16 protein-coding genes are annotated in these 18,796 nt (G+C 55.3%); 12 read left to right on the top strand and 4 right to left on the bottom strand.

Features of this window, described 5'->3' with window-relative positions; all coding sequences use genetic code 11:
- The first annotated feature begins 13 nt into the window (after positions 1-13).
- The 8 genes from atpA (at position 14) to NRG23_RS19280 (ending at position 9,684) form a co-directional block, all read left to right on the top strand.
- Positions 14-1,558, top strand: a complete 1,545-nt coding sequence (gene atpA, locus NRG23_RS19245) for a F0F1 ATP synthase subunit alpha (RefSeq protein ID WP_257371700.1) — start codon at positions 14-16, stop codon at positions 1,556-1,558.
- 50 nt (positions 1,559-1,608) lie between these two features.
- The gene (atpG, locus tag NRG23_RS19250) at positions 1,609-2,469 is read left to right on the top strand and encodes a F0F1 ATP synthase subunit gamma (protein ID WP_007924507.1); all 861 of its coding nucleotides are present in this window, start codon (positions 1,609-1,611) and stop codon (positions 2,467-2,469) included.
- Between the two features lie 27 nt (positions 2,470-2,496).
- Positions 2,497-3,873: a F0F1 ATP synthase subunit beta gene (gene atpD / locus NRG23_RS19255; RefSeq protein WP_009051697.1), complete on the top strand. Its 1,377-nt coding sequence runs from the start codon at positions 2,497-2,499 to the stop codon at positions 3,871-3,873.
- Positions 3,874-3,918: 45 nt separating this feature from the next.
- Positions 3,919-4,344, top strand: a complete 426-nt coding sequence (locus tag NRG23_RS19260) for a F0F1 ATP synthase subunit epsilon (protein WP_009051696.1) — start codon at positions 3,919-3,921, stop codon at positions 4,342-4,344.
- 114 nt (positions 4,345-4,458) lie between these two features.
- Positions 4,459-5,826: a bifunctional UDP-N-acetylglucosamine diphosphorylase/glucosamine-1-phosphate N-acetyltransferase GlmU gene (glmU, locus tag NRG23_RS19265; protein ID WP_009051695.1), complete on the top strand. Its 1,368-nt coding sequence runs from the start codon at positions 4,459-4,461 to the stop codon at positions 5,824-5,826.
- Between the two features lie 201 nt (positions 5,827-6,027).
- Positions 6,028-6,795 carry a DeoR/GlpR family DNA-binding transcription regulator gene (locus NRG23_RS19270; RefSeq protein ID WP_007924514.1) on the top strand — a complete coding sequence of 256 codons (768 nt, stop codon included), beginning with the start codon at positions 6,028-6,030 and terminating at the stop codon, positions 6,793-6,795.
- A gap of 10 nt (positions 6,796-6,805) precedes the next feature.
- Entirely contained in the window at positions 6,806-8,638 is a 1,833-nt protein-coding gene (glmS, locus tag NRG23_RS19275) for a glutamine--fructose-6-phosphate transaminase (isomerizing) (protein WP_257371704.1), read from the top strand.
- A gap of 146 nt (positions 8,639-8,784) precedes the next feature.
- Positions 8,785-9,684 carry a hypothetical protein gene (locus NRG23_RS19280; RefSeq protein ID WP_155290700.1) on the top strand — a complete coding sequence of 300 codons (900 nt, stop codon included), beginning with the start codon at positions 8,785-8,787 and terminating at the stop codon, positions 9,682-9,684.
- Here NRG23_RS19280 and NRG23_RS19285 read toward each other — a convergent pair.
- The 3 genes from NRG23_RS19285 to NRG23_RS19295 are packed head-to-tail and all read right to left on the bottom strand — an operon-like array spanning position 9,681 to position 13,947.
- Positions 9,681-10,994 (bottom strand): ATP-binding protein, encoded by a 1,314-nt coding sequence (locus NRG23_RS19285; protein WP_038574438.1) that lies wholly within the window; start codon positions 10,992-10,994, stop codon positions 9,681-9,683. The two genes, NRG23_RS19280 and NRG23_RS19285, sit on opposite strands and share 4 nt — an antisense overlap.
- Positions 10,991-12,988 (bottom strand): transposase, encoded by a 1,998-nt coding sequence (locus tag NRG23_RS19290; protein ID WP_155290701.1) that lies wholly within the window; start codon positions 12,986-12,988, stop codon positions 10,991-10,993. Before NRG23_RS19290 ends, NRG23_RS19285 begins: the two co-directional genes overlap by 4 nt.
- Positions 12,985-13,947 carry a hypothetical protein gene (locus tag NRG23_RS19295; RefSeq protein WP_038574440.1) on the bottom strand — a complete coding sequence of 321 codons (963 nt, stop codon included), beginning with the start codon at positions 13,945-13,947 and terminating at the stop codon, positions 12,985-12,987. The genes NRG23_RS19290 and NRG23_RS19295 overlap by 4 nt, the downstream gene beginning before the upstream one ends.
- 717 nt (positions 13,948-14,664) lie before the next feature.
- Here NRG23_RS19295 and NRG23_RS19300 point away from each other — a divergent pair.
- From NRG23_RS19300 to NRG23_RS19315, 4 genes are all read left to right on the top strand, one after another.
- Positions 14,665-16,227 carry a TnsD family transposase gene (locus tag NRG23_RS19300; RefSeq protein WP_257371712.1) on the top strand — a complete coding sequence of 521 codons (1,563 nt, stop codon included), beginning with the start codon at positions 14,665-14,667 and terminating at the stop codon, positions 16,225-16,227.
- Positions 16,228-16,255: 28 nt separating this feature from the next.
- Complete coding sequence (locus tag NRG23_RS19305) at positions 16,256-17,017, top strand: NAD-dependent deacylase (RefSeq protein ID WP_038574447.1); 762 nt, start codon at positions 16,256-16,258, stop codon at positions 17,015-17,017.
- 119 nt (positions 17,018-17,136) lie between these two features.
- Positions 17,137-17,607 (top strand): antitoxin Xre/MbcA/ParS toxin-binding domain-containing protein, encoded by a 471-nt coding sequence (locus NRG23_RS19310; RefSeq protein WP_052107351.1) that lies wholly within the window; start codon positions 17,137-17,139, stop codon positions 17,605-17,607.
- Positions 17,608-17,684: 77 nt separating this feature from the next.
- Positions 17,685-17,990 carry a hypothetical protein gene (locus tag NRG23_RS19315; RefSeq protein ID WP_038574450.1) on the top strand — a complete coding sequence of 102 codons (306 nt, stop codon included), beginning with the start codon at positions 17,685-17,687 and terminating at the stop codon, positions 17,988-17,990.
- Positions 17,991-18,423: 433 nt separating this feature from the next.
- Here NRG23_RS19315 and NRG23_RS19320 read toward each other — a convergent pair whose 3' ends face one another.
- Positions 18,424-18,762, bottom strand: a complete 339-nt coding sequence (locus tag NRG23_RS19320) for a helix-turn-helix transcriptional regulator (protein WP_257371718.1) — start codon at positions 18,760-18,762, stop codon at positions 18,424-18,426.
- Positions 18,763-18,796 lie beyond the last annotated feature (34 nt).

The raw sequence follows: 18,796 nt of genomic DNA on the forward strand, positions 1-18,796 counted from the left end.
GGGCAGCAGAGCAATGCAGCAACTCAATCCTTCCGAAATAAGTGAAATTATCAAGGGCCGCATCGAAAAGCTCGATGTGACCTCTCAAGCCCGTAACGAAGGCACTGTCGTCAGCGTTTCTGACGGTATCGTGCGGATTCACGGTCTGGCCGACGTCATGTACGGCGAGATGATCGAGTTTCCGGGCGGTGTCTACGGTATGGCACTCAACCTCGAGCAAGACTCCGTAGGTGCCGTTGTACTGGGCGCATACACGACTCTGGCTGAAGGCATGAGCGCCAAGTGCACCGGCCGCATCCTCGAAGTTCCGGTTGGTAAGGAACTGCTGGGGCGCGTAGTCGACGCACTGGGTAACCCAGTTGACGGCAAAGGTCCGCTGAACAACACCGAGACCGACGCGGTCGAGAAAGTTGCTCCAGGCGTGATCTGGCGTAAGTCGGTAGACCAGCCTGTACAGACTGGCTACAAGGCTGTCGATGCCATGATCCCAGTCGGCCGTGGCCAGCGTGAGCTGATCATCGGTGACCGTCAGATCGGTAAGACCGCTCTGGCGATCGACGCGATCATCAACCAGAAAGACAGCGGCATCTTCTGCGTATACGTAGCAGTGGGTCAGAAGCAATCGACCATCGCCAACGTTGTTCGCAAGCTGGAAGAAAACGGCGCTCTGGCCAACACCATCATCGTGGCTGCCAGTGCTTCCGAATCCGCTGCCCTGCAATTCCTGGCACCGTACTCCGGTTGCACCATGGGCGAATACTTCCGCGACCGCGGTGAAGACGCGCTGATCGTTTATGACGATCTGTCCAAGCAAGCAGTGGCTTACCGCCAGATTTCCCTGCTGCTGCGCCGTCCACCAGGCCGTGAAGCTTACCCAGGCGACGTGTTCTATCTCCACTCCCGTCTGCTGGAGCGCGCATCCCGCGTTTCGGAAGAGTACGTAGAGAAGTTCACCAACGGCGCGGTAACTGGCAAGACCGGTTCCCTGACCGCACTGCCGATCATCGAAACCCAGGCTGGCGACGTTTCCGCGTTCGTTCCGACCAACGTGATTTCCATCACCGACGGTCAGATCTTCCTGGAATCGGCCATGTTCAACTCCGGCATCCGTCCGGCAGTGAACGCCGGTGTTTCGGTATCCCGTGTAGGTGGTGCCGCTCAGACCAAGATCATCAAGAAGCTGTCCGGTGGTATCCGTACCGCTCTGGCTCAGTACCGTGAACTGGCGGCATTCGCCCAGTTCGCTTCTGACCTGGACGAAGCGACCCGTAAGCAACTTGAACACGGTCAGCGCGTTACCGAGCTGATGAAGCAGAAGCAATACGCGCCTATGCCCATCGCTGACATGTCGCTGTCGCTGTATGCCGCTGAACGTGGGTTCCTGACTGACGTCGAAATCGCCAAGATCGGCAGCTTCGAACAAGCGCTGATTGCTTACTTCAACCGCGATCACGCCGATTTGATGGCGAAGATCAACGTGAAGGGTGACTTCAATGACGAAATCGACGCTGGCCTGAAAGCCGGTATCGAGAAGTTCAAGGCCACCCAAACCTGGTAAGCCGCAGCGGGGGCCGCGAGGCTCCCGCTTGCTAACCTGATAGGTGTTACATGGCAGGCGCAAAAGAGATTCGCAGTAAGATTGCGAGCATCAAAAGCACGCAAAAGATTACCAGCGCCATGGAAAAAGTGGCGGTCAGCAAAATGCGCAAGGCACAAATGCGCATGGCTGCTAGCCGTCCTTACGCGGAGCGCATCCGCCAGGTTATTGGTCATCTGGCCAACGCCAACCCGGAATATCGCCACCCGTTCATGATCGACCGTGCCATCAAGCGCGTCGGTTATATCGTGGTGAGCAGTGACCGTGGTCTGTGCGGTGGTTTGAATACCAACCTGTTCAAGGCTTTGGTCAAGGACATGGCGGTAAACCGCGAAAATGGCGTCGAGATCGATCTGTGCGTGGTTGGCAGCAAAGGTGCGGCTTTTTTCCGTAACTTCGGCGGTAACGTCGTCGCTGCAATCAGCCACCTGGGTGAAGAGCCGTCGATCAATGATCTGATCGGCAGCGTCAAGGTGATGCTGGATGCCTACCTGGACGGCCGGATTGACCGCCTGTCCGTGGTGTCCAACAAGTTCATCAACACCATGACGCAGCAGCCTACGGTGGAGCAGTTGATTCCGCTGGTGGCAACCCCGGATCAAGAACTCAAGCACCACTGGGACTATCTCTACGAACCGGACGCCAAAGAGCTGCTTGACGGCTTGATGGTTCGCTACGTGGAGTCGCAGGTCTACCAGGCGGTGGTCGAGAACAACGCGGCTGAACAAGCTGCGCGGATGATCGCGATGAAGAACGCTACCGACAACGCCGGTGATTTGATCAGCGATTTGCAGCTGATCTACAACAAGGCGCGTCAGGCTGCGATCACCCAAGAGATCTCGGAAATCGTCGGCGGCGCTGCCGCGGTTTAACGGTTCAAATATTCAGAGGATCCAGCTATGAGTAGCGGACGTATCGTTCAAATCATCGGCGCCGTTATCGACGTGGAATTTCCACGCGACAGCGTACCGAGCATCTACGACGCCTTGAAGGTTCAAGGCGCCGAAACCACTCTGGAAGTTCAGCAGCAGCTGGGTGACGGCGTGGTACGTACCATTGCGATGGGCTCCACCGAGGGCTTGAAGCGCGGTCTGGACGTCAACAACACTGGCGCAGCCATCTCCGTACCGGTCGGTAAAGCGACCCTGGGCCGGATCATGGACGTACTGGGCAACCCGATCGACGAAGCTGGCCCGATCGGTGAAGAAGAGCGTTGGGGCATTCACCGTCCTGCGCCGACCTTCGCTGAACAAGCTGGCGGCAACGACCTGCTGGAAACCGGCATCAAGGTTATCGACCTGGTTTGCCCGTTCGCCAAGGGCGGTAAAGTCGGTCTGTTCGGTGGTGCCGGTGTGGGCAAAACCGTAAACATGATGGAACTGATCCGTAACATCGCCATCGAGCACAGCGGTTATTCCGTGTTCGCCGGTGTGGGTGAGCGTACTCGTGAGGGTAACGACTTCTACCACGAGATGAAGGATTCCAACGTTCTGGACAAAGTGGCACTGGTATACGGCCAGATGAACGAGCCGCCGGGAAACCGTCTGCGCGTAGCTCTGACCGGCCTGACCATGGCCGAGAAGTTCCGTGACGAAGGTAACGACGTTCTGCTGTTCGTCGACAACATCTATCGTTACACCCTGGCCGGTACCGAAGTATCCGCACTGCTGGGCCGTATGCCTTCGGCAGTAGGTTACCAGCCGACCCTGGCTGAAGAGATGGGCGTTCTGCAAGAACGTATCACTTCGACCAAGCAAGGCTCGATCACCTCGATCCAAGCGGTATACGTACCTGCGGACGACTTGACCGACCCGTCGCCAGCGACCACCTTCGCCCACTTGGACGCCACCGTCGTTCTGTCCCGTGACATCGCTTCCCTGGGTATCTACCCAGCGGTAGACCCACTGGACTCGACTTCCCGTCAGCTGGACCCGAACGTGATCGGCACCGAGCACTACGAAACCGCTCGTGGCGTTCAGTACGTGCTGCAGCGCTACAAAGAGCTGAAGGACATCATTGCGATCCTGGGTATGGACGAACTGTCCGAAGCCGACAAGCAACTGGTATCCCGCGCTCGTAAGATCCAGCGCTTCCTGTCGCAGCCGTTCTTCGTGGCTGAAGTCTTCACTGGTTCTCCAGGCAAATACGTTTCCCTGAAAGACACCATCGCTGGCTTCAAAGGCATCCTCAACGGTGACTACGACCATCTGCCAGAACAAGCGTTCTACATGGTTGGTGGCATCGAAGAAGCGATCGAGAAAGCCAAGAAACTGTAATCCCGGCGCCCGGCAACGGGCGCTAATTTAGGTTGAGGCAAGCAGATGGCTATGACAGTCCATTGCGATATCGTCAGCGCGGAAGGAGAAATCTTCTCCGGTCTGGTCGAGATGGTGATCGCACACGGTGAGCTGGGGGATCTTGGTATCGCCCTGGGTCACGCTCCGCTGATCACTAACCTGAAACCAGGTCCGATCCGCTTGATCAAACAGGGCGGGGAAACCGAGGTGTTCTACATCTCCGGTGGTTTCCTCGAGGTTCAGCCGAACATGGTCAAGGTTCTTGCCGACACCGTGCAGCGTGCTGCCGACCTGGACGAAGCCTCCGCTCAGGAAGCCGTCAAGGCTGCCGAGAAGGCCTTGCATGAAAAAGGCTCGGAGTTCGACTACGGTGCCGCTGCTGCACGTCTGGCCGAGGCCGCAGCCCAGCTGCGCACCGTCCAGCAGATCCGCAAGAAGTTCGGCGGCTAAGCCGCGGGATTTCCGCGTGATTGATTAAAAAGGGTAGCCTCGGCTACCCTTTTTTCTTTTTTGTAATTCACCTCTTGGTCGCAGCCGCCGACCACCCAGGATTGGTAGCCAGTCATGTCTCTTGAAATCGTTATTCTCGCTGCCGGTCAAGGCACTCGCATGCGTTCGTCGTTGCCTAAGGTTCTGCATCCGGTGGCAGGCAACTCCATGCTTGGTCATGTTATCCACAGCGCCCGGCAACTCGATCCACAACGCATCCATGTCGTCATCGGTCACGGTGCCGATGCGGTGCGCGAGCGCCTGGCGGCGGATGACCTGAATTTCGTGCTGCAGGACAAGCAGCTCGGCACCGGTCACGCCGTAGCCCAGGCCGTACCCTTCATTACCGCCGACACCGTGCTGATCCTGTACGGCGATGTGCCGCTGATCGAGGTGGAAACCCTGCAACGCTTGCTCAAGCAGGCAGGCCCTGAGCAACTGGGCCTGCTCACTGTCGAGCTGGCCGATCCGACCGGTTACGGCCGCATCGTGCGTGACGCTGCCGGCAAGGTGGCCGCCATCGTCGAGCAGAAGGACACCAATGAAGCCCAGCGCGCGATCACCGAAGGCAACACCGGCATTCTCGCGGTACCGGCCAATCGCCTCGGCGATTGGATGAGCCGACTGTCGAACAACAACGCCCAGGGCGAGTATTACCTGACCGACGTGATCGCCATGGCGGTCAGCGACGGCCTGGCGGTGGCCACCGAGCAACCCCACGATGCCATGGAAGTGCAGGGCGCCAACGATCGCAAGCAGTTGGCCGAGCTGGAGCGTCATTACCAGCTGCGGGCGGCCCGTCGCCTGATGGCCCAGGGCGTGACCCTGCGTGATCCCGCACGTTTCGACGTGCGTGGCGAAGTCAGCGTCGGCCGCGACGTGCTGATCGACATCAACGTGATTCTCGAAGGTCGCGTGGTCATCGAGGACGACGTGGTGATCGGCCCGAACTGCGTGATCAAGGACAGCACCCTGCGCAAGGGCGTGGTGATCAAGGCCAACAGCCATATTGAAGGCGCTGTGCTGGGCGAGGGCAGCGATGCCGGTCCGTTCGCCCGCCTGCGTCCGGGTACCGTCCTGGATGCCCGTGCCCATGTGGGTAACTTTGTCGAGTTGAAGAACGCGCACATGGGCGAGGGCGCCAAGGCCGGTCACCTGGCCTACCTGGGCGATGCCGAGATCGGTGCGCGCAGCAATATCGGCGCCGGCACCATTACCTGCAACTACGATGGCGCCAACAAGCATCGGACGGTGCTGGGCGAAGACGTATTCATCGGTTCCAACAACTCGTTGGTGGCACCTGTGGATATCCAGGATGGCGCCACTACGGCGGCCGGTTCCACCATCAACCAGACTGTGGAAAAAGCCCAGCTGGCCGTGGCCCGTGCCCGGCAGAAGAACATCGACGGCTGGAAACGCCCGGTGAAAATCAAGAAGAGCTGAGTTATCCACAACACAGTGGTCGGTGCTCTCGAGATTGCTTTCGCGGGCAAGCCTCGCTCCTACAGATATCACTGTCTGTAGGAGCGAGGCTTGCCCGCGATGCTTTTATCCACAGCATTTTTTCATTTCCCTCGCTTGACGAATTTCCGGCAATAGGTTTTGATTGCTTCCGTTATCTTTCGAATCGAAACTTAAGTGCTCATGTCGAAACGCAATACGCCCCAACGCCGTCACAACATTCTTGCCTTGCTCAATGAACAGGGCGAGGTGAGCGTGGACGAGCTGGCTAAACGCTTCGAAACTTCGGAAGTTACGATCCGTAAGGACCTGGCAGCGCTGGAGAGCAACGGCCTGTTGCTGCGGCGCTACGGCGGCGCAATCACCATGCCGCAGGAACTGGTTGGCGATATTGGCCAGCCGGTCTCCCGCTATAAACAAGCCATCGCCCGCGCGGCGGTGGCGCGGATTCGCGAACACGCACGCATCATCATCGACAGCGGCAGTACCACCGCGGCCATGATCCCCGAACTCGGCCAGCAGCCGGGCCTGGTGGTGATGACCAACTCGCTGCATGTGGCCAATGCCCTGAGCGAACTGGAGCACGAGCCGGTGCTGTTGATGACCGGCGGCACCTGGGACCCGCATTCCGAGTCGTTCCAGGGGCAGGTCGCCGAGCAGGTATTGCGTTCCTACGACTTCGACCAGCTGTTTATCGGTGCCGATGGCATCGATCTGGTGCGCGGGACCACCACCTTCAACGAGTTGCTCGGCCTGAGCCGGGTGATGGCCGAGGTGGCGCGGGAAGTCGTGGTGATGGTCGAGGCCGACAAGATCGGCCGCAAGATTCCCAACCTGGAGCTGCCCTGGAGCAGCGTCCATACCCTTATTACCGATGATCGCCTGCCTGCAGAGGCCCGCGACCAGATTCAGGCCCGCGGCATCACGCTGATTTGCGCGGCAGTCATCTAGGAGAGAAACCATGTGTGGAATTGTCGGTGCCGTTGCTGAACGGAATATCACGCCCATCCTGCTCGAAGGCCTCAAGCGCCTCGAATACCGTGGCTATGACAGCGCCGGGGTGGCGGTCCTGACCAACGATGGCAAGCTTGAGCGCCTGCGTCGTCCGGGCAAGGTCAGCGAACTGGAACAGGCCCTGGCCAGCGAACCATTAATCGGTCGTCTGGGCATCGCCCACACCCGCTGGGCCACTCACGGCGCGCCGTGCGAACGCAACGCCCACCCGCATTTCTCCGGTGACCTGGCAGTTGTCCATAACGGCATCATCGAGAACCATGAAGCCCTGCGCGAGCAGCTCAAAGGCCTGGGTTACGTGTTCACTTCGGACACCGACACCGAAGTCATCGCTCACCTGCTGGACCACAAGATCAAGGACCTGGGCGACCTGACCGTGGCCCTGAAAGCCACCGTCAAGGAGCTGCACGGCGCCTATGGCCTGGCTGTGATCAGCGCCAGCCAGCCGGACCGCCTGGTCGCCGCCCGCAGTGGCAGCCCGCTGGTGATCGGCCTGGGCCTGGGTGAGAACTTCCTGGCTTCCGACCAACTGGCCCTGCGCCAGGTAACCGACCGCTTCATGTACCTGGAAGAGGGCGATATCGCCGAGATTCGCCGCGACAGCGTGCAGATCTGGAATGTCGATGGCAAAGCGGTGGAACGCGAAGCCGTGCAATACCGCGACGGTGCCGAAGCCGCCGAGAAAGGCGAGTTCCGCCACTTCATGCTCAAGGAAATCCATGAACAGCCAGCCGTGGTGCAACGCACCCTCGAAGGCCGCCTGAGCTCGAACCAGGTGCTGGTCCAGGCCTTCGGTCCACAGGCCGCCGAGCTGTTCGCCAAAGTGCGCAATGTGCAGATCGTCGCCTGCGGTACCAGCTACCACGCCGGCATGGTTGCCCGTTACTGGCTGGAAGAGCTGGCCGGGATTCCGTGCCAGGTCGAAGTGGCCAGCGAATTCCGCTACCGCAAGGTGGTGGTGCAGCCGGACACCCTGTTCGTGACCATCTCCCAGTCCGGCGAAACTGCCGACACCCTGGCCGCCCTGCGTAATGCCAAGGAGCTGGGTTTCCTCGCCAGCCTGGCGATCTGCAACGTCGGCATCAGCTCGCTGGTGCGTGAATCCGACCTGACCCTGCTGACCCAGGCCGGTCGCGAGATCGGCGTGGCCTCCACCAAAGCCTTCACCACCCAGCTGGTGGGCCTGCTGTTGCTGACCCTGTCGCTGGGCCAGGTCCGCGGTACCCTGGGCGAAGGCGTCGAAGCCACCCTGGTGGAAGAACTGCGGCGCTTGCCGACCCGCCTGGGCGAAGCCCTGGCGATGGACAGCACAGTGGAAAAAACCGCCGAGCTGTTCGCCGAGAAGCACCACACCCTGTTCCTCGGTCGCGGCGCGCAATTCCCGGTGGCGATGGAAGGGGCGCTCAAGCTCAAGGAAATCTCCTACATCCACGCCGAAGCCTACCCGGCCGGCGAGCTCAAGCACGGTCCGTTGGCCCTTGTGGATAACGACATGCCGGTGGTCACCGTAGCGCCGAACAACGAGCTGCTGGAAAAGCTCAAGTCCAACCTGCAGGAAGTCCGCGCCCGTGGCGGCGAGCTGATCGTCTTCGCCGACGAGCAGGCCGGCATGACCAACGGCGAGGGCACGCATGTTATCCACATGCCGCATATCCACGACATCCTGTCGCCGATCCTCTACACCATCCCGCTGCAACTGCTGTCGTATTACGTCGCGGTGCTCAAGGGCACTGACGTCGACCAGCCGCGCAACCTGGCCAAGTCGGTGACGGTGGAGTGAGTTATCCACAACCGGGCTGATTTGATCTTAAACAAATAAGTCAGTCTCGGAATAAATAAGTCAGTCTCGCTTGGAGCCTTTAAGGGCTCCGAGCGACGTGACGTTCCTCGCCTCTCTCGTGCTTTGACACCCCTTGGTGCGCCACCTTGCTGCTGACCATCCAACCGCAAGAGTCCTTACGTTCCTTCCTGGAAAGGCATTTCTTTGTCGATTCACGCTCACCGGAGTCGATTGAGTTCAAGAAAATCTCCAGGTACTACATGCGAGGAGAATCCATCGGATTTATCGCTGCTGTACTTGGAAGGTCTGATACCTACGGATTCAATCGATTGCTCCACGATCACACAAGTTACTCGCAAGTAGCAGTTTTCCCGGATGCCGGTCAGAACAGCTATACCCGAAGCAAGTATCCTAGATGCTCTACGAGATTTGAAACGGAGAGTCAGCAGGCCGGGATTTGCATCGACTGTATTAAAGAGGACATTGATTCACTCGGCTTTCCGTACTGGAGACGAGATCACAGATACGTAAAAGTATGTGCGAAGCACAACACCGTATTACTTAGGAAATGTCCTGTTTGTGGTGTTGATATCAGTCGTCACAGCTTAGGATATGGGCACGAACTTATATGGAGAGGGTGTAAAGGGCGCTATCTTCATCAGTATGAATCGGAGAAAAACCATGACGAAGAAAATATTGTATTTGCGAGAATTTTCGCGGAGATCGGTGAGTCAGAATTCGCCGTTGACTTTGAATGTGTCCTAGCGCATCTTGCAGATGAGGCCACAGCAATGTGCAATTCTGGGAGGATTTCTAAAGAATATCTGAGCGCTATTTATTGGAAGCTAGATGTCTCTAGAAGAATTTCAGATACAGGCACGAATTATCGTCCTGATTTTATGTACAGCGACTACATAATACACACAATAGCAGTTGTGCACGGTAGCTTCGCAGGTTTGATCGATAGCGTGCGTAGTAAAGGGATGTTAGTCCGGAGCGTTGATGATCTTATGCGAGTCAGGCACACGGATCGTTCAAGGTATTAATCATCCTTCTTATCATCGAAGAACTCGCTGAAACCGCTCCCCAAATCATCATTCGTCGGTTTCCCTAATGGCTTGCGCTTGGGCCGCTTGGGGGGCGCAGCCTTCATGTCTGTATCCAGCTTCAAGCTTTTGTGCGTTTCACGCTCCTCTGCTGTAAGCGCACCTTTGAAAGCAGCCTGAGCGACACGGTTGTCACGTTCTTTCCTTACGAACTGCACCACATTCGACCGAGTGGGTGATCCGAATGGGCAAAGAAGGTCGTCTCGCTTGGTTTTCTGTTTAATTGCGATGCGTTCCAACTCCTCAACGTCGGTTCTGTAAGCATAATACGCACTTGAGATGTAAGCTTTATGGACATCTCCCAGTTCAATCCACGTGCGATTGGCCTGGCGAGCTTGAATATATGCTTGTACAATAAGATGGATGGCTGCACGTTTAAGTCCATAACTACCACGATAGATTTCATGTGAAAAATCTGAGCGATCGGCACGAATACGACCATCACTCGCTGCGATACATGCATCTATGAAATCGTTCCAGATTTTTGACTCTGGCGCGTCCGGCCACATGATTCTTGGTTGTGCTACCAAGCGCTGCGTGTCTTCCTGATTACGCCTAAGCAGCTTATGGCCCAAGCTGAAGTTTGATACATATACCATAGGCAAGCCGAGGCTGGACATAGTTAGCAGGAAGTCGGTTGTAAGGGCCACACCTTTCCCAGGCGTCAAATGCTGCATTTCCTCTAGCACCGCCAGTGAGATACCGCGCTTGTTTGCTTGCTGCTGTGCCCTAAATTGGAGGCTTGCTGCGTTCTCACGGGTCGTAGCCTCAATACCGAGAAAGTCGGTGAGGAGCTGCTTACCAGATGACTTGCCCTTAGCGCTGGCGTACCAGTGAGACTCTGCTGTCAGGGGGGCCATGCAATGATCGATCTGGAACTCAGTAGGGCCGGGCATTACACGAAGAAGCGCTTCGATGGTCGCCGACTTACCTACACCGGCTAAGCCAGTCAGGCAGATCGGGAATGTTTCGGTTGGAGTTGGGTAATACATTCCTTTGACAAATGCCTGTTCCGATGTTGAACGTAGCGCCGAGTGTGCCGCTGCTTTCCCTACCAACTCTGCAATCAGTTCAAGGCTGAATTGATTTGGTAGGAAAATCTGCCGTAGCGTCATTTCTAAAAAGTGCGCAGCTAACATAGGAGGCAGTTGATCAATGTCGCCAACTGGCACAGGACGGATCGTTACCTTCCTTCGAATGTACTCAATGTCAATCAGACCGTCGAATCTTGTTCGCATTATTTCGATCATGATTTATCACCCATCAGTCTTCTTTGATCATCCAAGTCTCGCTGCGCTTCAGCACTCTTTGCAGGTCGTCCCAGCTTTCTCACACCCGCATGCCACGATTTTCCTGTCTCTTTTTCAAATGCTTCATAATGGTGCTGATCGATCGCGACCTTTTCGCCCCGGCGTTTTGCTTGAGCTTGGAGCCGCGATTGGTTAATGAATTGGAGATCTTCCAGGGAGATATCCCCGCTGCCAGCTCTTGTGCTTGCGGTGTAAACGAAACTGAGTTCGTAGAGCCTGCCTTCAACCTCGACCCATATGTGACGTACGCACATTGTCATGCTGTATGCTGTAACCTGAATCGCTCTACCGGGTCCCACGCGATCAAATATTCCAGTAGCTGTTAACTCTTTTGAGTTATATTTTCGCCCAAAAAAATGTACTCCTTTTTGCTTGATTACCGCAGTCATGGGCGTCAAAAATTCCCTAACAGCTTGGTCGAAGGACATTTTGATGCCATGGTTTCGACCTAAGGCATCGTGATATTTCCAAACGTTCAGCGGGGTTGGTGAGAAACCTTCCAGCCACATATCTCCATCCATCCGATCGCTAGCATCGGAGTTTTCATTGTCCTTTATTGCTCTCCGGATTTCTCTTCGAGCCATCTCAACGAGATTGAGACCGCTATGAACGTATACCGCCTCATCGTCCAGCTGCTTGTCCCTCGGGTGTGAGGATTCAACGGTAGCTTTTGATTGACCAGAGTGAGTAGGTGTAACTTCCAAACGGCCTAGCCAATCCTTGGCTTCGGACACATTCATGTGTACTGCGGGGCCTCTGTCGAAGATCATCTGGCTAGAAAGTCCTTCACAGGGCCATTCTTCCGGATTTATAGGAATACCAAAAAGCTCGCAGTATTTGACTTTACCCACTGCTAAACAGAATAACGCCATCCGGTACGCTTCCATGCTTTCTCTGCCTCTCGCAAAACCTACGGCTGCAACTGCTCCTGATAGTCCGCACGCAACTCGTACCACACAAAATGAATCCAGGGCCGCTCCTTCTATGATTCCTGATATTTTTTCGCTCGGATAATAGCCATCAAACTCCAGCCGCTGGTTTAGGTTGCCAATCATCTGCGCAAAAGTTCCGACGTCGCCAGATTTTGCACGGGCAGCGCTTGGTCCTTGCATTTCTATTGCAAGTGCAGCTGGCTCTGTTTGTTTTTTGACCCAATACCAGAATTGAGTAAAGCTTGGAAACGGCTCACCTTTGGGATGGTAAAACTCTTTTCCTGTTGAACCCTCACGAATACGGCAACCAAATGTCTTTCTCAGTGAAGCTCCGTAGATCTCGTCTCTGGTTTTGTCCACCCGTTTATGCTTCAAGAAGCCATCCAGAATCTTCACTTTCATGTCAGGTGTTACGGGGTGACCATGATTCTGACCGTGGCCTGAAGGACGACCCATCTTTTTATGGTTGTTCTCACTCCTGCTCGACTTTCCGCATCGGTCAAAGCGGGGCAACAATGCCCATTTCGTCTGCCCGAACACCAGATATGTGAAGAACAACAGTCTTGTCCGTGCAGGATGCTGCCTTGGCTTCGCAGCTCTGGCGTGAGCATTGATGATTGCCTCAGGGTCCTCTGAGGCCAGTATTTCCGCCCTTTTGGGGATCAGTTCCGCAATACTCATGAGGCGCTGATCCACCATTTCTTCATACGACAGTTTCGCGCTAAAGCGCCGGCTTTCACGCCATTTGGTTTCGATCCCTGCGGCAGCCGTCAGCCAGGGCGGATGATCGTGGCTACCTATCTCCACGATCTCACCGTCTTCTAGTGCCGCTTCGAAGCGCACGCGGGTCATCGTAAGCAGCTTGGCGGAGGACCCTTTTTCGTCAAACTCAACCATGCGGACACGGTTACAGTTGCCATCGCTGATGAGAAAGTAGTAGTCATGTCCTTTGACAAGCTCACCGCAGCCCTCTGGCGCAGTGAGCCGAGATCCCGCCATCATAGGGCGGCTTCCGAGAAGAAACCGCGATAGTGGTCAATGACCTCGCACTGAGCCTGTCCAAGTGGTTGGTCAACTTGTATGTATTGAAACAGGTCTACAGGCAGCACCCGATTCCAAATGTCTTGATATATCCGTGCAATAAATTGATCTCGATGACCCCACTTATTACCAAACGCGATCGCAGTAGGCGCTAAAGGGCGACCGGTATCGAAATCCTCTTTCAATTCAGCGCTAAAGTCTTCTAGCAATTTAGTGTCGAGGCTTAGAGGGCGATCATGTAAGCCAAACATCTGATCAAGGTTGGCTGCGACAATGGGATCTATATCGTCGAGAGAGAGATTAACTGTTCTAATGCCAGCATTCGAATAATATGTTTCTTCGAGGCGGAGCCGTAAATCAGCAAGTTCCCTGTCTTTCCTTCGCGCTTCCAAGGATTTCAATTTGGAGCGACTTTTTTCCATGAAATCGTACTTTGAAAGCTTGATGTTCCAGTTGAGAGCATAGGGTGCTGAACCAGGTTCGCTGATGTAGATGAGTAAGTCTCCGAGGTATGGGTAGGCGGACCATTGTCGGTCGCCATTGGATGACTCGATCACCACCTTGGCATGGTTCATCCCTATTTCCTGTGCTGCGGCAAGCGTGCCTACCAGTGGACTGAGGCTCAAACCGCTGGCTAGCGGGTGGCCGTGCAGTGGATGGACATGTGGCAGCGGTTGAAGCATTTTCTGTTCATGAATTTCAAAGACAGCTGGGTTGAACAATGCCAACTGTGTGAAGACTCGTTCAGGAATGGACAGCAGGTGAAGTGTGCGGCCGAGCTTGCGGCTGTTGAGGCGGCAGACTCTTGAAGTCTTTGGAGCTTCACCTGGAACGGCAAAAATTGCGGGAACGTACTCGTCCCCCCATCGGAAATTGCCCTGGCGGTCTTTAATCCGCTTCAGCGTCTTTTCAGAAATCATTATTGTCCATACCCATGCCACTTGGTTCTTTCAGAGGTGGCCAAGCTGAGTACATGCATACGAGTTGCGTACGCACACGACCAAGTGCTGTTGGGGCACCCGGATTTACGTTTCTAGGGACGAAGGGGGGCGGCAGGGCTTGACGCCCCGCGTATGCGGATAGACAATAGCTGTGTCAGGGCACGAATCTTGACACAGGGGCTTGGGGTAAAACTCAGGCCTTTGTCTATTCTGGCTCCCCGAAAAGCTAACCAGAATTCTTCATACTGCTTACCTCATTATATTCTAAACTTGGCTATCGTACTCGGCAGCGAACTTTTTGCTCTAGGGCTTAGCAAAGTTTGGAGACTAAGCATACGCCGCTATCCATGTATTTTTAGATCGATTCGCAGTTAAGGCTATAGCGATTACCGCGCATGGTAACGCTATGAAAGCGGCATTGACAACCATAAAAGTTTTTTGAAAAGCGCACACAAGATTCCGGTCCCCTTCATAGCTGCTTGATATAGAAAAAGTTTCTCGGGGTAATGTGTGCAAAAGGTTTCAATTCTTTTTCGTTGGATAACTTCAAAGTTATCCACATCTCTATGGTGTTGCTGAATATCTGCGTTGTCTGATAATTCCAAACAGACTATCCACAACTTCTGTCGAGCTAAAATAAGTTATCCACAGCACGTTTTTGTTTCTCCGAGCACGCACTCGCATGGAGAAGTGCCCATGGAAGCCTACTGTTTATGTGCTTACCCCGCTTGGTTACCGGGAGAGACCTTCTTCAGTCTTTGCAGTCGCCTGCATTTCCTGTCTGGCCACCTCCGCCCAGCCGCGACTACCAAGCAGCTGTTCAGTCTCTCGGAGCGGAGCATCAAGCATGACTTGCCTTATGGTCTGGATGCTTTCGAGCTGAACACCTCTGGCCGCTGGGGAGGAGCTATCTCCATCATCGAGCACCACACGATTTTTCCGTTCTTCTCACCTTTCCAGTCAGATAGTTCAGTCGCTGGGGCGCTTGCTCAAATCAGAAGCCCATCACTCGGGTCGCTGAAGTATCAACTCGGCCTCGTTTGTGGGGGATTCGGTGCGGATCATCCTCTCAGAGCGTGCCGCTCCTGCATGGCTCGGGACGTGGCCTCGTACGGGGTCTCGTATTGGCATCTGTCCCATCAGTACCCAGGCGTGGTGATATGCCCTGAGCACAGTGAAGTGCTTTGCGAATGCAGCCAAAATCGCCGTTGGTGTGGGCGCTTCACTTGGACGATGCCTTGGGCTGGCACATTACGCGATTCGGATTATGGCGTGATCACCTCCCTGGAACGGGAGCGCCTCGCTCAACTGGCCTCGGCGTGCCGCGAGTTGGGGGCTCTAGGCTTGGCCAAGCACTTTGATCCAGTAGTGGTCGCCCAGCTCTACCGCAAGTGGCTACCAACAGAAAGCGCGGCACAGAGCCTGTTGACGCATATCAGCCCTTTGCGAAGGTTTCGTCCATATGGTGGGTTACCATCCACTGAGACCGCCGCCACCAGCTTCATCAGTCAAATGGTGCGGTCACCACGCCGGCACATTCATCCACTCAAACACCTGATGATGATTACCTGGCTATTCGGCGAGGTTTCGTCCTTTGCGGTATGCCACGATGTCGCTTGTGCTCAGCGGAAAGCGCTTTCGGCACTGCCGGCGTCACCCCCAGTACCTGACGTTTCAGTATCACCGGCAAACAGAAAGGGCCACCCTCGGCCGAAGCGACTCAAGCCTGAACTCAGGGCACTTTTACTGAGCCGACTTGCTGAAGGAACGGCAAAGGATGACATTTGCCGGGAGTTTCAACTCACCATATCCACGGTGAACAAGCTGCTCCGCGCGGAGCGTGGCGTTCAAGCGTCATGGGAGGCTCGACGGATGGCTCTCGATCAGGCTGATCATCGCTTACGATGGGCTGAGCTTCAGTTGCGGTTTCCATCGCATTCTCTCACTGAGCTTCGCCGCGAATGCCAATCGCTTTACACCTGGCTGCATCGTCACGACAGAGAGTGGTTGTATGCGCAGGCTAGTCAAATGCCCAAACCTGCTAGAAACCCTAATCCGCGAGTCGATTGGGAGAGCAGGGACGATGGACTGCAACGTGAGTTGGAAGCTGAGATTATTCGGCGATTCGGATCGGATCAGAACCTGTGTCTCAAGCAGTCGCAGATTCTCTCCCTGCTCCCACGCCTTGCACAGCGTCTGGAACGTCGAGATCGATATCCGCGAACTCGGGCCTACATGAAGCTGCTGTTCAAACGATAGGGCCGTACTGATCGCCCAGGTGTGCATCATGACCCACATGCAGAAAGCGGCCGATGTGCTGGCAGTAGCCAGGCGAATCGTGTTCTTCACGGGGGCGGGTATATCTGCCGAGAGCGGCATACCGACCTTCCGAGACAAACTCACTGGATTGTGGGCAAAGCATGACCCGCAGCGTCTGGAAACCGCTGACGCGTTTCGAGAGAACTCCGCGCTGGTATGGGGTTGGTATCTGTGGCGCCGGCGCCAAGTCACTCTGGCCCAACCTAACGCAGGTCATCACTCAATCCGCAAGTTTGCGAAGGCTGGCTGGGACGTATCGGTGATCACCCAGAATATTGACGATCTGCATGAGCGGGCCGGAGTAGATGCAGTTGTCCATCTGCATGGCACCCTGCTGAGCGTGAAATGTTTTGCATGTCACCGTCCGATTGCATTGGAGCCAGAGCAGTTGGGCATTTCCAAAGAGGGCGAGTTGGTTGAGCCGCCCAGGTGCAGCCGCTGCAATGGTCGAGCCCGACCGGGAGTGGTCTGGTTTAGGGAGAATTTGCCTGAGGATGCTTGGCTGTCGGCTGTGCGGCTCGTCAGGACCTGCGACGTGCTTATCTCCGTAGGGACATCTGGTGTAGTGAGGCCGGCAGCGGACCTGCCTGAGATGGCCATCAGAGCGAAAGCCACCGTGATCCACGTAAACCTTGAGGATGTGAGCCTGGGGGGTGATAGGGAGATCATGTTGATAGGCAGCGCTGCGCAAGTGCTGCCGGAGTTGCTCGGATGTTTGGGAGTGAAGTAGTGATCTTGAGCGATCCAGCGAGCCGAGGTGGGATTAACTCACTTTTCGAAGCGGCTGATCATTACAATGAGAGAGAAACGGATTTAATCTGGCATCCAGGGCATTGGGAGGTCAGTCCAATGAGTTCTTCAATCTTGAGACCTCAAACAGGGGTCGCAGCTCAACCGCCGACGTTCCAGTTGACCCATGCTGAGACAGGAAGCTTGAGTCATGTGGACATCCTGCGCCTTGTCCAAGCTGGTTTTGCCCTCAGTGATGTTCAGGCTATGGTCCGCTCATCAAGCCTGTTCAAAGCTCACAAGCTCCTGGAGCGAATCATGGGGAAGTCCGCTCGGACCATCCAACGGCTGAGTAATCCCCAGAACGAAGCCCGATTGAATCCCCAGCAGAGCGCTGTAGCGCTCCAATACGCCCAGGGGCTTGAGCTTGCAGTGATGGTCTTCGGCTCTCAAACGCTCGCCGAGAATTGGCTGGGACGGTCATGTAAGCATCTGTCAGGGATTGTTCCTTTCGAGATGCTCAATACCTCGGTGGGTTTCAAGGTTGTGGTGGACTACCTGGAGCGCGCTCGCTTGGGTGTTTACCAGTAGCGGCGTGCCCCTCCACGCGATACGGTCACTCGGGGCTCATCTGCTTTCATACGCTCGCTGGCGTGAGGAGATAGGAGATGAAAGTTATCGGTAAGGTCGAAATTGATGGTGTCAGAGACGTTGTTTGCGATGTCTGTCGACTCACCACCAAGGTACACAACGGTGGGCTTCAATTTGCAACGTTGCAGGCACATTGGGGCTATGGAGCGAAGCATGACGGTGAACGGTACGAGATACACCTGTGTGAAGGCTGCTTTTTCCAAGCTGTTGCCGGCCTTAAGCAAGAGCGGCGTACTCAAGGGCTCTTCGACGATGATGGCGGAATGCCGGATGACGATTTCGGTTTGATTACGAAGGACGATTTCTTCAAGGACAGAGGTTGATGCAGCGTGGCCACAACGGCCGTTTCCGCAGAAGAAAATAGCAGTCCAATTCGATTACAGGTTCTTGTTCAGAACGCACTAATCAAGAGGGAGCGGACCCATTGATGACCTGGGTCACGATGCGTTCTCTCATGCCACACAAGCGTTTGCCCGAAACCTGAAATCACGACAGATGCTTCGACCATAGCTATCGCAGGCACGCTCGCTTTGACTGATGGTGGCAGTGCTCTTCCGTTTGTACCGCCATCTCTGGGCCGACCTGTATCCGACAGTTAGAACTCGACGAAGGGGTCGGTGTTGGAGTTCATCTGGTCGTAGGAATGCGTGGCCACCCGTGCGCCGAATGCGTTGGCTTCAATATCGCTATCGTCATCGCTACTAGAGTCAATTCATCCGACTCAGCGGCCAGCATGTCTATCGTATCCTGATCGACCTATCCGAAGGTGAGCTCTTCCAGTGCTGAAACCAGGCTTTCGATTGCGCGTTCGCTGCTTTGAGAGGACGTGATCAGTCTTTCGATGCGGGAGAACAGCGACTGCATTTGTTCGGTATCACTTTTGTTCGGGGAAATATCTACGTGCAGAAATGTGCAAATTGATTTGAGATTTTTGCTCACGCGCACCATTTTTCCCTGCTCAAAGCGGGAAAGCTGAGAATGATGAACTCCGCATTTAGACCCAAGAATTTCAAGGGTTAAGCCGCGAGAAATACGCGCTTCTCGGATGATTTTTGCGAGATTGGCGGAGGATGCTGCATTGAGTTTTTCGGTCATATGTGCATAATATTTGCACATTATGCACAGAGAA

Source organism: Pseudomonas sp. T8, from assembly GCF_024610635.1.
GTDB lineage: Bacteria > Pseudomonadota > Gammaproteobacteria > Pseudomonadales > Pseudomonadaceae > Aquipseudomonas > Aquipseudomonas chlororaphis_I.

Excerpts from the sequence above, each read along its gene's own strand:
- NRG23_RS19295 (WP_038574440.1), bottom strand. The coding sequence starts at position 13,947 with ATGATTTCTGAAAAGACGCTGAAGCGGATTAAAGACCGCCAGGGCAAT.
- NRG23_RS19290 (WP_155290701.1), bottom strand. The coding sequence starts at position 12,988 with ATGATGGCGGGATCTCGGCTCACTGCGCCAGAGGGCTGCGGTGAGCTT.
- NRG23_RS19285 (WP_038574438.1), bottom strand. The coding sequence starts at position 10,994 with ATGATCGAAATAATGCGAACAAGATTCGACGGTCTGATTGACATTGAG.
- atpD (WP_009051697.1), top strand. The coding sequence starts at position 2,497 with ATGAGTAGCGGACGTATCGTTCAAATCATCGGCGCCGTTATCGACGTG.
- NRG23_RS19300 (WP_257371712.1), top strand. The coding sequence starts at position 14,665 with ATGGAAGCCTACTGTTTATGTGCTTACCCCGCTTGGTTACCGGGAGAG.
- NRG23_RS19270 (WP_007924514.1), top strand. The coding sequence starts at position 6,028 with ATGTCGAAACGCAATACGCCCCAACGCCGTCACAACATTCTTGCCTTG.
- NRG23_RS19260 (WP_009051696.1), top strand. The coding sequence starts at position 3,919 with ATGGCTATGACAGTCCATTGCGATATCGTCAGCGCGGAAGGAGAAATC.
- NRG23_RS19320 (WP_257371718.1), bottom strand. The coding sequence starts at position 18,762 with ATGACCGAAAAACTCAATGCAGCATCCTCCGCCAATCTCGCAAAAATC.
- glmS (WP_257371704.1), top strand. The coding sequence starts at position 6,806 with ATGTGTGGAATTGTCGGTGCCGTTGCTGAACGGAATATCACGCCCATC.
- glmU (WP_009051695.1), top strand. The coding sequence starts at position 4,459 with ATGTCTCTTGAAATCGTTATTCTCGCTGCCGGTCAAGGCACTCGCATG.
- NRG23_RS19310 (WP_052107351.1), top strand. The coding sequence starts at position 17,137 with ATGAGTTCTTCAATCTTGAGACCTCAAACAGGGGTCGCAGCTCAACCG.
- atpG (WP_007924507.1), top strand. The coding sequence starts at position 1,609 with ATGGCAGGCGCAAAAGAGATTCGCAGTAAGATTGCGAGCATCAAAAGC.
- atpA (WP_257371700.1), top strand. The coding sequence starts at position 14 with ATGCAGCAACTCAATCCTTCCGAAATAAGTGAAATTATCAAGGGCCGC.
- NRG23_RS19305 (WP_038574447.1), top strand. The coding sequence starts at position 16,256 with ATGACCCACATGCAGAAAGCGGCCGATGTGCTGGCAGTAGCCAGGCGA.
- NRG23_RS19315 (WP_038574450.1), top strand. The coding sequence starts at position 17,685 with ATGAAAGTTATCGGTAAGGTCGAAATTGATGGTGTCAGAGACGTTGTT.